The following is a 13,251-nucleotide window of genomic DNA, read 5'->3' as shown; positions in this document are numbered from 1 at the left end:
CCTCACGTCAGACCGTAGAACTTCTCCGTCTCGTCGACCGCCGTCTTGAAGCGCTCGTCGAAGTCGTCGCGAATGAGCGTCCGGACCACATAGTCCTGGACGCTCATTCCGCGTTTGGCGGCGTGGTCCCGGAGACGGTCGTGCAGTTCCCCGTCTATCCGCAGGCTGAGCACTGTCGATCCCATGGGGGACAGGGTGACGTTCGCGCCCGCGGCGGTGCGTCGCTTTCCGCAGTGGACTCACTCGTACGGGTGAGCTTGTGATGCCGCTGGTCTTTAGTGTGGGTAATGAGTTAGGCTAAATACATGCCTGACCTGTCGCACGCCGGCAACGCTGCCGCTGTGAACTCCCTGCGCTCGGCCGTCATGCGGCTGGGCCGGCGCCTGAAGCATCAGCGCGTCGACGAATCGCTGAGCCCCACCGAGATGTCGGTGCTGGGCACGCTCGCCCGCTGCGGCTCGGCCACCCCCGGTGAGCTGGCCCGCAAGGAGCATGTGCAGCCGCCCTCGATGACCCGCATCGTGGCGCTGCTCGAAGCCAAGGGACTGGTCAGGCTGGAGCCGCATCCCGACGACCGCCGGCAGAAGGTGGTCAGCCAGACCGAGACCGCCGAGGCGATGCTCGAAGAGAGCCGCCGCAAGCGGAACGCCTGGCTGGCCGGCCTCGCCGAGGGTCTGGACGAGGACGAATGGGCGAAGCTGCGCGCTGCCGCCCCCGTCCTGGAGAAGCTCGCCCACCTCTGACCCCGCGCGCCGCCAAGGAGGCGAACCCACTTTGAGTACGGGATCCGGAGCACACTCCGCCCCCGCACCGAACACCCACAACGAGACTCTCACCAAGGAACACCGAGGGACGACGGGCATGTTCTCGTCCCTGAAGATCCGGAACTACCGGCTCTTCGCCACCGGCGCCGTCGTGTCCAACACCGGCACCTGGATGTCCCGCATCACCCAGGACTGGCTGGTGCTCGACCTCACCGGGTCGGCCGCCGCCGTCGGCATCACCACGGCGCTGCAGTTCCTGCCGATGCTGCTCTTCGGTCTGTACGGCGGCGTCATCGCCGACCGCTGCCCGAAGCGCACGCTCCTGCTCTTCAGCCAGGCCGCCCTCGGCCTGTGCGGCGTGGCGCTCGCCGCCCTGACGCTCTCCGGCCACGTCCAGGTCTGGCACGTGTACCTGATCGCGTTCCTGCTCGGCATGGTCACGGTCGTCGACAACCCGGCACGGCAGTCGTTCGTGTCCGAGATGGTCGGCCCCGGCCAGCTGCGCAACGCCGTCAGCCTCAACTCGGCGAACTTCCAGTCCGCCCGTCTGATCGGCCCCGCCGTCGCCGGCGTGCTGATCACGACCGTCGGCAGCGGCTGGGCGTTCATGCTCAACGGCCTGTCCTTCCTCGCGCCGATCGCCGGTCTGCTGCTCATGCGCCCGAGCGAGATGCACAAGGTGGAGCGGGTGCCGCGCGGCAAGGGCCAGCTCCGGGAGGGACTGCGGTACGTGTCCGGCCGCCCCGAGCTGATCTGGCCGATCGTCCTGGTCGGCTTCGTCGGCACGTTCGGCTTCAACTTCCCGATCTGGCTGAGCGCCTTCGCCGACGGTGTCTTCGACGGCGGCGCCGGGCTCTACTCGTTCTTCAACATCCTGATGGCGGCCGGCTCCCTGGTCGGCGCGCTGCTCTCCGCCCGCCGCCGCTCCTCACGGCTGCGGATGCTGGTGGCCGCGGCGATGGCGTTCGGCCTGCTCCAGATCGCGGCGTCGTTCGCGCCGTCCCTGTGGCTGTTCGCGATGCTGCTGGTGCCGATCGGCATGCTCGGCCTGACGGTCAACGTCACGGCCAACACGAGCGTCCAGATGGCCACCGACCCGGTGATGCGGGGCCGTGTCATGAGCCTCTACATGATGGTCTTCGCCGGCGGCACGCCGGTGGGCGCGCCCCTCCTGGGCTGGGTCACCGACACCTACGGCGCCCGCGTGGGCTTCGCCACGGGCGGCGCCATCTCGCTGCTGGCGGGCATCGGCGTGGCCGTCGTACTGGCACGTCTGGGCGGCCTGCGGCTGAAGCTGGACCTCCGCCGGGGGCACCCGCACGTGTCGTTCGTCCCGAAGGCGCGGCACGAGGAAGCCGTACGCGCGAAGGAACTGACGACGGTGGCGTGACGCGTCCGTCGAGCCGTGACGATCAGGGCCCGGGCCTGCGCCCGGGCCCTCGTCGTTTCACATCTCGGCCCACTCGCGCAGGTCCCGGGCCAGGGCGCGTACCCCCGGCATGCCGGGAGCGACCTGGGAGAGCAGCGCCGTCGCCCTGGCGGGGTCGGGCTTGAGGCGCACACCGTTGGCTTCGAGGAAGCCGACGGCCGCGTACCACCCGAATCTCAGGTTCGAGTGCTCCAGGGGGCCGAGCAGCGCGAGGGTCTGGAGCAGTACGGCCGCCTTGCCCGTCAGGGTCTGGTAGCACTCGATGCCGCCGACGGAAGCCGACGGTCGTGCCACGGCGGTGACCAGTGCGCCGTAGTCGTCCACCTGAGGATCTCCGGGGATGCTCTCCGCCACGTGCAGAAGCTCCGCCAGCTCCGGAGGATGGATCACACGCGCTCCACGGAGGCGTCGGCCTGCGGCCGGCCGGCTTCCCACTTCGCGTCGGCTTCGGCGAGGACGTTGTGGTACACGTCGATGCTCTCCTTGACCGCCGCCATGTACCGCTGGTGGAAGCCCTCCCGCTGGAGCGTCGACACGACGTACTCCTGCACGGACATGTCACGGGCCGCAGCCTGCTCCTTGACCGAGGCGAGGGTGTCACTGTCTATGCGCACGCTCAGCATCCTGGTAGCCATGCGGCCATGCTTGCACGATGTCTGCGCAGGTGAAAGTGGAAGTTCGCCTTCGAGTGGTGGGCGACCGCAGTCGATCACGCGGTGCCGGAAACTGTTCGTATGAGACTTTTCGCCGCCGTACTTCCCCCCGCCGAGGCCGTCGACGAACTCGCCGTCGCCGTCGAACGGCTGCACGCCCTGCCCGGGCACGACGGACTGCGCTGGACGGGTCGCGACGGCTGGCACTTCACGCTGGCCTTCCTCGGCGAGGTGGGCGAGGAACTCCTCCCCTTCGTCGAGGAACGCTTCGCCCGCGCCGCCGTCCGCCAGGACCCCTTCCTCCTCCGCCTCCACGGCGGCGGCCACTTCGGCCGCCGCGCCCTGTGGGCCGGAGCGGCGGGCGGCCTCGACGCCATGCGGCTGCTCGCGGACCGCGCGGACGCGGCGGCGCGGCGGGCGGGGGTGGCGATGGAGGAGCACCGGGCGTACAAGGCGCACCTGACGATCGCCCGGGGCCGCACCGGCTTCGACACCGACCTGCGGCCCTACGCCGACGCCCTCGCCGGTTTCGAGGGCACGGCCTGGACGGTGCGTGAGCTTGCTCTCGTACGCAGCAACCCGCCGGTCCCCGGTGTGCCCGGCGCACAGCCGCGATACGAGCCGTTGCGTGTCTGGCCGCTGGGGCACTGAGCCGGGGCGGCGGAGAGGGTGCGCTCCGGCGGCGGTTACGCTCGATGCGTGGACCCGAAAAGCAGAAACCGGATCATGGCCGGTGTACTCGTGCTGATGTTCGTCGTCGTCGCCGTGGGAGCCGCGCTCGGAGGGTGACGGCCGGCCGGTGCCGCCACGGCGCATGACGCGCGCGGCGGCCGTACGTTCCGGCGTGACCCGCAGAGCACCCACCGGGCTCACCGGCCGATGCACCTACCAGGCGAAGGCCTCGGGGGACGGCCCCGGCCCCGGGAAGATCTCGTCCAGCGACGCCAGCACCTCCTCCGAAAGCTCCAGTTCGACCGCCCGCAGCGCCGACTCCAGCTGCTCCGCCGTGCGCGGCCCGACGATCGGCCCGGTCACTCCCGGGCGCGTGAGGAGCCAGGCCAGGGCGGCCTCGCCGGGTTCGATGCCGTGCTTGTCGAGCAGATCCTCGTACGCCTGGACCTGCGCGCGCACCGAGGTGTTGGCGAGCGCGTCCGCCGACCGCCCGGACGTCGAGCGCGCCGCCCCGCCCTCGCGCTCCTTGCGCAGTACGCCACCGAGCAGGCCGCCGTGCAGCGGCGACCACGGGATGACCCCGAGCCCGTACTCCTGCGCGGCCGGAACGACCTCCATCTCGGCGCGCCGCTCGGCGAGGTTGTAGAGGCACTGCTCGCTGACGAGCCCGTACGACCCGAGCCGCCGCGCCGTCTCGTTGGCCCGGGCGATGTGCCAGCCGGCGAAGTTCGACGACCCGGCGTACAGGATCTTGCCCTGCTGGACGAGTACGTCGACGGCCTGCCAGATCTCCTCGAAAGGAGTGTGCCGGTCGACGTGGTGGAACTGGTAGACGTCGATGTAGTCGGTGCGCAGCCGCCTGAGGCTGGCCTCGACGGACCGACGGATGTTGAGGGCGGAGAGGCGGTCGTGATTGGGCCAGGGCGGTGTGTCGTCGAGCGACATGTTGGCGTACACCTTGGTGGCGAGGACGGTCTTGTCCCGCCGGTCGCCGCCCTTCGCGAACCAGGAGCCGATGATCTCCTCGGTGCGGCCCTTGTTGGCGCCCCACCCGTAGGCGTTGGCGGTGTCGAAGTAGTTGACGCCGGCTTCGAGCGCGGCGTCCATGATGCTGTGGCTGTCGGCCTCGCCGGTCTGGGGCCCGAAGTTCATCGTGCCGAGGACGAGGCGGCTGACCTTGAGTCCTGTGCGTCCGAGCTGCGTGTACTTCATGGTTGCCAAGCCAACGCCTTGGAGCGCGCTCGAAGCAAGGGGACGTGCGGGAACGGCCCCCTTGCCGCCGCTTACTGCCGCTGGCCTTGCCCGAGTTGAGCCTGGTCGAGCCGCCGTGACCGCGTAGGGAAACGGCACGCGAAAACCCGCGCCGACGCGCCTCGTACTGCCCCCGTGACGGCCTCCGGCGGGTGCGCAGACGCCGATGGGGCCGGGCCTGCGGGCGCGCCCCCAAGGGCCGCCCAGGAGCCCGCCAGGCGGCTGTCCACGCAATCCCGATGCGCCCTCTCACCGCCTCTGACCTGGGCTTTCCTTCCCTCTCACTCTAAAATTGGACCATCGGGAAAGGGGACCGGATGGACCGGAACATGCGCACGGTCGACGATGTGCTGAAGCTCCTGGACGGCCTGTTCGCGCGGGACGCCGACCGTTGGACGGCCGGCGCCGCGGGGTGGTGGGACGGCTTCTACGCGGACCGGGAGAAGCCGGTGCCGTTCTTCGTGCCCAAGCCGGACGAGAACCTCGTCGAGTACGCCGAGCGGGGCCTGATCACCCCCGGCCGCGCGCTCGACCTGGGCTGCGGGCCGGGACGTAACGCTCTCCATCTCGCCTCCCTGGGCTGGGAGGTGGACGCGGTCGACCTGTCCCCGCAGGCCATCGCCTGGGCGGAGGAACGGGCCGGGGCGGCGGGAGTGCTGGGGGAGCCGGGAAAGCCGGGGGAGTTTGCGGGGTCGGGGGAGCTCGGGGGGTCGGAGGTACGTGAGGAATCACGACGGAACGTGCGCTTCCGGTGCGCCGACGCGTTCTCCCTCACGGAGGAGGAGCTGGCTGAGCGAGGCGGCCCGTACGACCTCGTGTACGACTCCGGTTGCTTCCACCACCTGCCGCCACACCGCCGCGTCAGCTACCTCGCGTTGCTGGGCAGGGCGCTGGCGCCGGGCGGTCACTTCGCCCTGACGTGCTTCGCGGCGGGCGAGGACGGCATGGGCTCGGAGCTGCCCGACGCGGAGTTCTACAGCGCTGCGAACGCGGGGCTCCACGGCGGCCTCGCCTACACGCCGGAGTCACTGCGGTGGATCTTCTCCAACCCCGGCCCTTGCCCCGACCCCGACCTCAACCCCGGCCACGGTTACGGGCTGAGCCACGGTTACGGCCTGACGGAGGTCGAACTGCGCCGCATGCGCGACGAACCGCCCGAGTCCCCGTCCTTCGGCGAACCGTTCCTCTGGACGGCGCTGTTCCGCCGGGAGGCGTAGGGCCCTTCTCCCGCCCCTCCCCGCCCCTCCCTGTCCCTCCCGGTCCTCATCCGGTCCGCTGGAGACGATCCGCTTGTAGAGTCACGCCACGGGCAGGGGGGGGCGGCGATCGGACACCGACCGGCCGCCGACTGCCCAACTTCCTCTTGGCATTGGGGGGAACGAACCGATGAGCGTGCATCTCACGATCGCCCGAGGCGGCCTCCTACGCATCCTGCTGCTGACGGCCGCCGCCACGACGGCAGCCGTCGGCTGCACGTCGTCGAGTGGCGGCGGGGATGCGGTGGGCTCATCGCCGCAGGACGCGCTCTTCGTCGCCGTCGACCCGGGCAAAAAGCTGCCCGCCGAAGTCGAGAAGCTGAGGACCGGCTCCTGACGGGTGCTCGGTGGGGGGCCGGCGATCCGGTGGCGGGGGAGGAAGTCGACAGGTGCCGCAGGGGGCCCTCGAATGTAGCGGTGCAAATGGGGTGAAACGGGCGGCCGGCCGTGTCGTCTACGCGGTTTGTCGCGTTCCGCTGTAGGGAGTGGGCAGCCGCCGTCCGGCGCGCCCGCCTCACGCGCGGCTCATGGCCTCCGCAGGGGCGGGGGAGTACGGGCCGCCCACACCCCACGCCGCGTGCATCGCGTCCGCGAAGGCGGCCGCCAGTTTGTGTTCGCCCGTCGGGCCCGGGTGCGTGCCGTCGTACGTGTCGCGGTGGATGTCGTACGTCGCGTGGGGCGACGCCAGCACGAGCGGGGACGTGCCGGGCGCGTCGAGGTTCGCCACCGTCTTGGCCAGCAGCTCGTTGAAGCGGTCGCACTCGGCGGCGAAGGGGGCGTCGGACTCGGCCCGCACGTTGGGGATCACCGGGTGGATCACCATCCGTACCGCAGGGTTGGCCGCTCGCGCCTGCGCGATGAAGCGCTCCGTGTTCTCGGCGGTCTGGCCCGCGTCCGTGTAGAAGCCGAGGTCGATCAGACCCAGCGAGACCAGCAGCACGTCCGCCTTCGTCGACGACACGGTCTCGCCGATCAGCGGCGCCATGTGCAGCCAGCCCTCGCCCCACCCCGACAGGTGGCGGCGGGCGTGCTCCGGGAAGGCGGGGTCGGCGTACTCGTACGAGAGCGGGGCGTTCGCGCCGGTGTCGTACAGCTCGGTGCGTGGGCCGACGATCCGGAACGGGCCGCCGTACGACGCCACCAGGTGCTGCCACATGCGATAGCGCCAGGTGAAGTCGCCGGCGCGCCCGATGGTCATGGAGTCGCCGACGAACAGGAAGCGCATTGCGTCATCATCCCGGATCACTGCCGTGGCCTGCGACGTGATGATGAACACTTGGGCCATGCGCCCGTTCTCGTACGTCGTCGCCCCCAGTGCCGCAGCCGTCCTTCTCCTGCTCGCGTCCGGTGGCACCGCCGTCGCCGACGACGGCTTCACCATCAAGGACCCCCGGATCACCGAGTCCAGCGGCCTGGCCGCCAGCCGCATCCACCCGGACGTCTACTGGACGCACAACGACAGCGACGACGGGGCGTTCGTCTATGCCGTCGACGCGAAGAGCGGCGAGACGGTCGCGACCCTCACGCTGCGCGGGATCGGCTCACCGCGCGACGTCGAAGGCATCTCGGTCGGACCGGACGGGAACGTGTACGTCGGCGACATCGGCGACAACCTCGACGGCAGTTGGAGTCACGTCTGGATCTACCGCTTTCCCGAGCCCAAGCGGCTCGAGGACGCCACGGTCGACGCGGCCCAGTTCACCGTGAAGTACGCCGACGGGGCCCGCAACGCCGAGGCGCTGATGGTGCATCCGAAGACCGGACGCATCTACATCGCCAGCAAGAACGAGGACGGCGGCGGCCTCTACGAAGGGCCCGCCCGGCTGTCGACCGGGGGTACGAACGTCTTCCGTCGGGTGGGCGAGGTGCCGTGGGTGACGGACGGGGCGTTCTCCCCGGACGGAAAGGAGCTCGTACTGCGCTCCTACTTCAGCGCCCGCGCGTACGAGTGGAAGGACAACGGGCGGCTGGGGGACGACCGAGCGGTCAGCGCGCCGTTCCAGGGTCAGGCCGAGTCGGTGACGTACACGGCCGACGGCACGGCCATGATGTTCGGCTCCGAGGGCGCCCAGAGCGATGTCCGTTGGGTGGCTGTGGAGGGGCGCAAGGGAGGCGGTTCCGGTTCCGGCGGCGAGTCACCCTCCTCGGGCGGCGGTTCCGGGGACAGCGGCAAGGGGGGCGACGGCGGTGACGGGGGTGGCGGTGACGTCGAGGACGGCGACGGGAAGACCACCTTGGGGCTGGTGGTGGTCGGGGGCGTCGTCGCTCTCTTCCTATGGCTGAAGCGGCTGAGGCGTCGGCCATAGGGAGGGGAGTTACGTAGGGTGACCGTTCGGCGTGCGCGTGTGACGAACCACTGCTTCGCTGGAGGGGACCCGCTCTTCCTAGCGTCAAGGAGTGACGATGAGCGTTGCAGGCGAATCCAGTGGCCGTGTGCAGCAGATGCGCGAGAAGGCCGAGCAGCTGAAGCAGGCGGCGGAGCGCGCGACCGATCCGCAGGAGCGACAGAAGCTGCAGGAGAAGGCACAGCGGCTGCAGGAGCAGAGCCGGCAGGAGAGCTCGATGGGCGGCCAGGGCATCCTGCCCGAGTAATCGGGCTGCCTGTCCGACCTCGCCCCATCGCGAGCCGATGGCCTTCCGCCCCGCCCGAGCGGGAAGCGGAGCCATCGGCTCGTCGCGTTGCGGCTGTTCCCGAGAACGTGCGCCCCTTCGTTCCCGAGAACGTGCCCCTTCGTTCCCGAGAATGCGCGCCGGCCGTTCCCCGGAACGGCCGCACCGCGTCCCCGCTGCTCGCCCCCTCCTGGCTAGAGACGGATCGTCCGACTTGCCTGTGGGCTTTGTGCACAGTGGCGCAGGACCCGTCGTGGCGTCGCCCCTAGCCTCACCGGAACAGCACCAGCACCTATGAGGGGCGGTATCGGTGAACTGGCTCATCCACGACTACCGCGAGAGTGATCTCGCGGCAGTGGTCCACCTGATCGACACCACGGCCGAGCTCGGGCAGGAGTCCGTCTTCTCGCTCGCGGAGTGCATCGGTGCGCTGACCTCGCGGCAGCCGGCCGTCGTCGCCGTGCACCAGGGCGTGCCCATCGGTGCGGCGCTCGCCTGCGTCGCCGGAGAGCGGGCCTGGGTGATGCGTATCGCGATCTCCTCCGCCTGGCGCGGACGCGGGCTGGCCAGTGCGCTTCTCGTCGAGCTGGAGCGACGGCTCGTCGCCGCACGCGTCGGGCGCATCGCGTACGTGCTGCCCGAAGAAGACCTGCTCGGCGAGGGGCTGCTCAACGCGGGATACACCCGTCAGCCCGCCGTCGCGTACTTCGAGAAGGTCGAACCGCTCCACGGCCCTTCGGCCAACCTTCTGGAGGACCTCGGGGGCCGCTTCCTGCCCAGCGACCTCTGGGCGAAGGTGGCCGGCATGGAGGCCGAGAAGGATCTGATCGAGCGGCGTGTCGTACTGCCGCTCGCGCAGCCCGAGCGAGCCGCCCGGCACGGCGTCCGGCCGCCGCGCGCGGTCGCTCTTTTCGGCCCTCCCGGGACCGGCAAGACGACGTTCGCGCGAGGCATCGCCTCCAAGCTCGGCTGGCCGTTCGTCGAGCTACTGCCCTCCCGGCTGGCCGACGAGGGGAACCTCGCGGCGGCGCTGCGGGACGCGTTCGCGCGTATCGCGGAACTGGAGCGGGTGCTGGTCTTCATCGACGAGGTGGAGGAGATCGCTCCCGTACGGACCGAGCCCGCGCAGCCCGGCGGCATGCACGGAGTGACCAATGAGCTGCTCAAGCTCATACCGGGCTTCCGGGAGGGCGACGAGCGTCTGCTGGTGTGCGCCACCAACTCCATCCGGTCGCTCGACCCGGCGTTCCTGCGGCCCGGCAGGTTCGACTACCTGATTCCGATCGGTACGCCGGACACGGCGGCCCGGGCGGCGATCTGGGCCCGGTACACGGACGGCAGGGCGGACGTGGACGTGGCGAGGCTGGTGAAGGCCAGTGAACTGTTCACGCCGGCCGACATCGAGCACGCGGCCCGTATCGCCGCCCAGGCCGCGTTCGAGCGGGATCTCGAGGAGATCGGAGCCGGTACGGGCGACCCGCGCGCGCTCGGTGCGTCCACCGAGGACTATCTGGCGGCCATCGGGCAGTGCCGGCCGACGGTGACGCCCGCCATGATCGACCAGTTCGACGCGGACATCACGGCGCACGCCCGGTTCTGAGCGGCCGGGCGGACCCGCCCGGCCGCGTGACCATGCGCCACCGCGTACCAGGCCCGGTTGCCCGGCGTACGGCCGTATGCCGGGCCCGGCAGCCGCGCGCCCGGCCTACTCGCGCGGGCCGGACTGGCCGCCCGCTCCGCCCGCCCCCGTCACTCCCCCCGCGCGCGTTCCGCCACCAGTACCTCGAAGCCCGCGACCAAGCGGCGGAGGCCGAACGCGAAGTGGTCGAAGTCGGTGGCGAAGGCGTTGTCGTCCAGCCCTGCGACCAGCGGAAACACGCCGCTTGCCATGGCCCGTTCAAGGTACGGTGTCTGGCTCCCCCAGAACTCCTCGTGGCTCAGCCCCGTCTCCTTGGCCGCCTCGTCGGCCTCGGCCTCCATCCGGGCGATGCCGGTGACGAAACTCTGGACCGCGATGATCGCGGAGATCAGCTCCTGGTCCGGCAGCCCCATGCCCTGGAGCGCCGCCACGGACACCTCCAGGCCGCGCACGGCGCTCGGGCCCAGCACCGTGCGCGCCTGGTTGATCTTCAGCAGCCAGGGATGGCGCCGCAGGAGGTCGAGGTGGGTGCGGGCCATCGACTCCATCGCCGTACGCCAGTCCGCCGCCTCCCCGAGTTCGGCGGATTCGAGCGGCTCGCCCTGTACGCGGTCGAGCATCAGGTCGAGCAGCTCGGCCTTGCCCGGCACATAGCGGTACAGCGACATGGTGCCCGTACCGAGGTCGGTCGACAGCCGGCGCATCGACACCGCGTCGATCCCCTCGGCGTCCGCGATCGCGACCGCGGCGGCGACGATGCGGTCGAGCGTCAGGCCGGGCCTGGGGCCTCGGCTGGGGCGCTCGCCCGTGCCCCAGAGGAGTTCGAGGCTGCGGCCGATGTCGCCGCTGCCGCTCGTGTTGCTCGCGCCGCCCGGCCCGGTCGTCTTCTTCATGGGCCCACTCTAAATCCGCCGCCAGAAACTGAGTACGGTGTACTCTCATAAGAGTACGCTGTACTCAGTTAACCGGTCGTGTCGTGTGTGAGCGAAAGGGAACCCCTGGTGAGTGCCACCGATTACGCCGTGCGGGCGGAAGGTCTCCAGAAGCGGTACGCGGAGAAGAAGGCGAAGGGCGCCCGAGGTGCGAAGGGCAGTGCGTACAAGCTCGCCCTCGACGGCTTCGACCTCGCCGTCCGCGCCGGCACCGTCCACGGTTTGCTCGGCCCCAACGGCGCGGGCAAGACGACCGCCGTACGCGCCCTGGCCACGCTGCTCAGGTTCGACGGGGGCCGGGCGGAGGTCGCGGGCGTGGACGTGGCCCGCGACCCCCGGCTCGTACGTCGCCGGATCGGCCTCGCCGGCCAGTACGCGGCGGTCGACGAGGTCATGACCGGGCGGCAGAACCTCGAGATGTTCGGCCGCCTCTTCCACCTCGGCGGCAGGCGCGCGAGGGGGCGGGCGGTGGAACTCCTGGAGCAGTTCGACCTGGTGGAGGCCGCCGACAAGGGAGTGGGCGCGTACAGCGGTGGGATGCGGCGCCGGCTCGACCTCGCCGCCTCGATGATCCTCGCCCCGCGTGTGCTCTTCCTGGACGAGCCGACCACCGGGCTCGATCCCCGGGCGCGGGGCGAAGTATGGGATGCGGTGCGGGCGTTGGTGGCCGGCGGTACGACCGTTCTGCTGACGACCCAGTACCTCGAGGAGGCCGACCGGCTCGCCTCGCGCATCACCGTCATCGACCGGGGACGGGCCATCGCCGACGACACCCCGGACGGACTGAAGAACCGGGTCGGCGGCGACCGTATCGAAGTCGTCGTCGCCAGGGCGGCGGATCTCGCGGTCGCCGCCCGGGTGATCGCCCGCGTCGCGGAGACCGAGCCGGAGGCCGACGACGTGGCGCTGCGGGTGCACGCGCAGGTCGGCGACCGCGTGGCGGCACTGACGGAAGTGGCGCGAACTCTGCAGGAGGAGGGGATCGCGGTGGAGGACATCGGACTGCGCAGGCCCAGTCTCGACGACGTGTTCCTGCGCCTGACCGGACACCGTACGGAACTGGAGGCGGCGGCGTGAGCACCACGAACACCGAGGGGCTGAACACCGGAGAACGGAACACCGCGGGACCGGGCGCCGAGGGGCCGGGCGACGGGGGGCCGCGGACCGAACGTCCGGGCACCGCGGGCGCCGCGCACCGGACCTCGCAGGATCCGGGTCCGGCCGGTCCCGAGCGGCGCCTCTACTGGGCTCTTTCGGACTGCTGGAACGTCACCCGGCGCACCCTCACCCACTACCGGCGCCAGCCCGTCACCATCGTCTGGCAGCTCGGCTTCCCGATCGTCTCCGTGCTGCTGTACGGATTCGTCTTCGGCGAGGCGATGGCGGTGCCGGGCGACGGGGACTACCGGGAGTTCCTGATGCCCGGCATGTTCGCCTCGACGATGGCCTTCGGGTTCATGGGTACGACGATGGCCGTGGTCACGGACTCCACCAAGGGCGTCATCGACCGATTCCGCTCGATGCCGATGGCGCCGTCAGCGGTGGCGTCCGGACGAGGGGTGTCCGATCTGCTGGTCGCCTGCGCCGAGTTGACGATCCTGGCCGTGACGGCGCTCCTCATCGGATGGGAGGCCGAAGGCGGCGCGCCCGCCGCAGTAGGGGCCTTCGGCTTGCTCCTGCTGCTGCGCTTCAGCCTGATCTGGGTAGGTGTGTGGCTGGGGCTGCTCGTTCCGAACGCGGAGGCGGCCGGCGGGCTCTACGCGGTGGCGTTCCCGCTGACGATGATCTCCAGCATCTTCGTGGCGCCGTCCCTGATGCCGAGCTGGCTGGGGCCGATCGCGGCCTGGAACCCCGTCTCGTCGACCGTCACGGCGACCCGCGAGCTGTTCGGTCAGCCGGTGAGCGGCGGCTCGTGGATCGAGGAGAACGCCGTACTCATGGCGGTGGTCTGGCCGCTGGTGATCACAGCGGTGTTCCTTCCGCTCGCGATACGGCGGTTCCAGGCGCTGAGCCGGTGAATCCCTGATCGGGCGGCCGGCGGGGGG

General features: G+C 70.7%; 16 protein-coding genes. 10 read left to right on the top strand and 6 right to left on the bottom strand.

Annotated features, from left to right (window positions below; all coding sequences use genetic code 11):
* Positions 1–2 precede the first annotated feature (2 nt).
* The gene (locus AC07FK_RS17210; RefSeq protein ID WP_355720936.1) at positions 3–185 is read right to left on the bottom strand and encodes a toxin-antitoxin system HicB family antitoxin; all 183 of its coding nucleotides are present in this window, start codon (positions 183–185) and stop codon (positions 3–5) included.
* Between the two features lie 120 nt (positions 186–305).
* Between AC07FK_RS17210 and AC07FK_RS17205 the strand changes: the two genes are divergently transcribed.
* Both AC07FK_RS17205 and AC07FK_RS17200 read left to right on the top strand, forming a co-directional pair.
* On the top strand, positions 306–743 hold the full coding sequence (locus AC07FK_RS17205; RefSeq protein WP_274559872.1) for a MarR family winged helix-turn-helix transcriptional regulator: 438 nt from the start codon (positions 306–308) through the stop codon (positions 741–743).
* 31 nt (positions 744–774) lie between these two features.
* On the top strand, positions 775–2,154 hold the full coding sequence (locus AC07FK_RS17200; RefSeq protein WP_479105696.1) for an MFS transporter: 1,380 nt from the start codon (positions 775–777) through the stop codon (positions 2,152–2,154).
* A gap of 57 nt (positions 2,155–2,211) precedes the next feature.
* Here the strand turns inward: AC07FK_RS17200 and AC07FK_RS17195 are convergent, their stop codons facing one another.
* The gene (locus AC07FK_RS17195) at positions 2,212–2,583 is read right to left on the bottom strand and encodes a fic family toxin-antitoxin system, toxin component (RefSeq protein WP_479105695.1); all 372 of its coding nucleotides are present in this window, start codon (positions 2,581–2,583) and stop codon (positions 2,212–2,214) included.
* Complete coding sequence (locus AC07FK_RS17190; protein WP_479105694.1) at positions 2,580–2,828, bottom strand: hypothetical protein; 249 nt, start codon at positions 2,826–2,828, stop codon at positions 2,580–2,582. Before AC07FK_RS17190 ends, AC07FK_RS17195 begins: the two co-directional genes overlap by 4 nt.
* A gap of 99 nt (positions 2,829–2,927) precedes the next feature.
* Here AC07FK_RS17190 and thpR point away from each other — a divergent pair, with 99 nt between their 5' ends.
* A complete protein-coding gene (gene thpR, locus AC07FK_RS17185; protein WP_479105693.1) occupies positions 2,928–3,497 on the top strand; it encodes an RNA 2',3'-cyclic phosphodiesterase in 570 nt (189 codons plus the stop codon).
* Positions 3,498–3,731: 234 nt separating this feature from the next.
* Here the strand turns inward: thpR and AC07FK_RS17180 are convergent, their stop codons facing one another.
* Positions 3,732–4,730 (bottom strand): aldo/keto reductase, encoded by a 999-nt coding sequence (locus AC07FK_RS17180; protein ID WP_479105867.1) that lies wholly within the window; start codon positions 4,728–4,730, stop codon positions 3,732–3,734.
* Positions 4,731–5,086: 356 nt separating this feature from the next.
* Here AC07FK_RS17180 and AC07FK_RS17175 point away from each other — a divergent pair, with 356 nt between their 5' ends.
* Both AC07FK_RS17175 and AC07FK_RS17170 read left to right on the top strand, forming a co-directional pair.
* Positions 5,087–5,986, top strand: coding sequence for a class I SAM-dependent methyltransferase (locus AC07FK_RS17175; RefSeq protein WP_479105692.1), 900 nt, complete (start codon positions 5,087–5,089; stop codon positions 5,984–5,986).
* Positions 5,987–6,155: 169 nt separating this feature from the next.
* Complete coding sequence (locus AC07FK_RS17170) at positions 6,156–6,362, top strand: hypothetical protein (protein ID WP_479105691.1); 207 nt, start codon at positions 6,156–6,158, stop codon at positions 6,360–6,362.
* A gap of 177 nt (positions 6,363–6,539) precedes the next feature.
* Here the strand turns inward: AC07FK_RS17170 and AC07FK_RS17165 are convergent, their stop codons facing one another.
* Positions 6,540–7,250, bottom strand: a complete 711-nt coding sequence (locus AC07FK_RS17165; RefSeq protein WP_479105690.1) for a GDSL-type esterase/lipase family protein — start codon at positions 7,248–7,250, stop codon at positions 6,540–6,542.
* Positions 7,251–7,293: 43 nt separating this feature from the next.
* On the opposite strand from AC07FK_RS17165, the gene AC07FK_RS17160 reads away from it, so the two are divergent.
* From AC07FK_RS17160 to AC07FK_RS17150, 3 genes are all read left to right on the top strand, one after another.
* Positions 7,294–8,331 (top strand): WD40 repeat domain-containing protein, encoded by a 1,038-nt coding sequence (locus AC07FK_RS17160; RefSeq protein WP_479105866.1) that lies wholly within the window; start codon positions 7,294–7,296, stop codon positions 8,329–8,331.
* A 97-nt stretch (positions 8,332–8,428) separates the two neighbouring features.
* Positions 8,429–8,617 carry a DUF6381 family protein gene (locus AC07FK_RS17155; RefSeq protein ID WP_479105689.1) on the top strand — a complete coding sequence of 63 codons (189 nt, stop codon included), beginning with the start codon at positions 8,429–8,431 and terminating at the stop codon, positions 8,615–8,617.
* A 328-nt stretch (positions 8,618–8,945) separates the two neighbouring features.
* Entirely contained in the window at positions 8,946–10,235 is a 1,290-nt protein-coding gene (locus AC07FK_RS17150; protein ID WP_479105688.1) for an ATP-binding protein, read from the top strand.
* Positions 10,236–10,384: 149 nt separating this feature from the next.
* Here the strand turns inward: AC07FK_RS17150 and AC07FK_RS17145 are convergent, their stop codons facing one another.
* Positions 10,385–11,167: a TetR/AcrR family transcriptional regulator gene (locus AC07FK_RS17145; protein ID WP_479105687.1), complete on the bottom strand. Its 783-nt coding sequence runs from the start codon at positions 11,165–11,167 to the stop codon at positions 10,385–10,387.
* A gap of 108 nt (positions 11,168–11,275) precedes the next feature.
* Between AC07FK_RS17145 and AC07FK_RS17140 the strand changes: the two genes are divergently transcribed.
* Together AC07FK_RS17140 and AC07FK_RS17135 are read left to right on the top strand one after the other, a co-directional pair.
* On the top strand, positions 11,276–12,283 hold the full coding sequence (locus tag AC07FK_RS17140) for an ATP-binding cassette domain-containing protein (RefSeq protein WP_479105686.1): 1,008 nt from the start codon (positions 11,276–11,278) through the stop codon (positions 12,281–12,283).
* Between the two features lie 20 nt (positions 12,284–12,303).
* Entirely contained in the window at positions 12,304–13,224 is a 921-nt protein-coding gene (locus AC07FK_RS17135; protein ID WP_479105865.1) for an ABC transporter permease, read from the top strand.
* The last annotated feature ends 27 nt before the right edge of the window (positions 13,225–13,251 follow it).

Source organism: Streptomyces sp. NPDC046122 (genome assembly GCF_056429965.1).
This window is presented reverse-complemented; position numbering and strand designations above follow the sequence as displayed.

What these genes read in the sequence shown, in the direction of transcription:
- AC07FK_RS17210 (WP_355720936.1), bottom strand. Translation starts at nt 185, where the DNA reads ATGGGATCGACAGTGCTCAGCCTGCGGATAGACGGGGAACTGCACGAC.
- AC07FK_RS17205 (WP_274559872.1), top strand. Translation starts at nt 306, where the DNA reads ATGCCTGACCTGTCGCACGCCGGCAACGCTGCCGCTGTGAACTCCCTG.
- AC07FK_RS17190 (WP_479105694.1), bottom strand. Translation starts at nt 2,828, where the DNA reads ATGGCTACCAGGATGCTGAGCGTGCGCATAGACAGTGACACCCTCGCC.
- thpR (WP_479105693.1), top strand. Translation starts at nt 2,928, where the DNA reads ATGAGACTTTTCGCCGCCGTACTTCCCCCCGCCGAGGCCGTCGACGAA.
- AC07FK_RS17180 (WP_479105867.1), bottom strand. Translation starts at nt 4,730, where the DNA reads ATGAAGTACACGCAGCTCGGACGCACAGGACTCAAGGTCAGCCGCCTC.
- AC07FK_RS17175 (WP_479105692.1), top strand. Translation starts at nt 5,087, where the DNA reads ATGGACCGGAACATGCGCACGGTCGACGATGTGCTGAAGCTCCTGGAC.
- AC07FK_RS17170 (WP_479105691.1), top strand. Translation starts at nt 6,156, where the DNA reads ATGAGCGTGCATCTCACGATCGCCCGAGGCGGCCTCCTACGCATCCTG.
- AC07FK_RS17165 (WP_479105690.1), bottom strand. Translation starts at nt 7,250, where the DNA reads ATGCGCTTCCTGTTCGTCGGCGACTCCATGACCATCGGGCGCGCCGGC.
- AC07FK_RS17160 (WP_479105866.1), top strand. Translation starts at nt 7,294, where the DNA reads ATGAACACTTGGGCCATGCGCCCGTTCTCGTACGTCGTCGCCCCCAGT.
- AC07FK_RS17155 (WP_479105689.1), top strand. Translation starts at nt 8,429, where the DNA reads ATGAGCGTTGCAGGCGAATCCAGTGGCCGTGTGCAGCAGATGCGCGAG.
- AC07FK_RS17145 (WP_479105687.1), bottom strand. Translation starts at nt 11,167, where the DNA reads ATGAAGAAGACGACCGGGCCGGGCGGCGCGAGCAACACGAGCGGCAGC.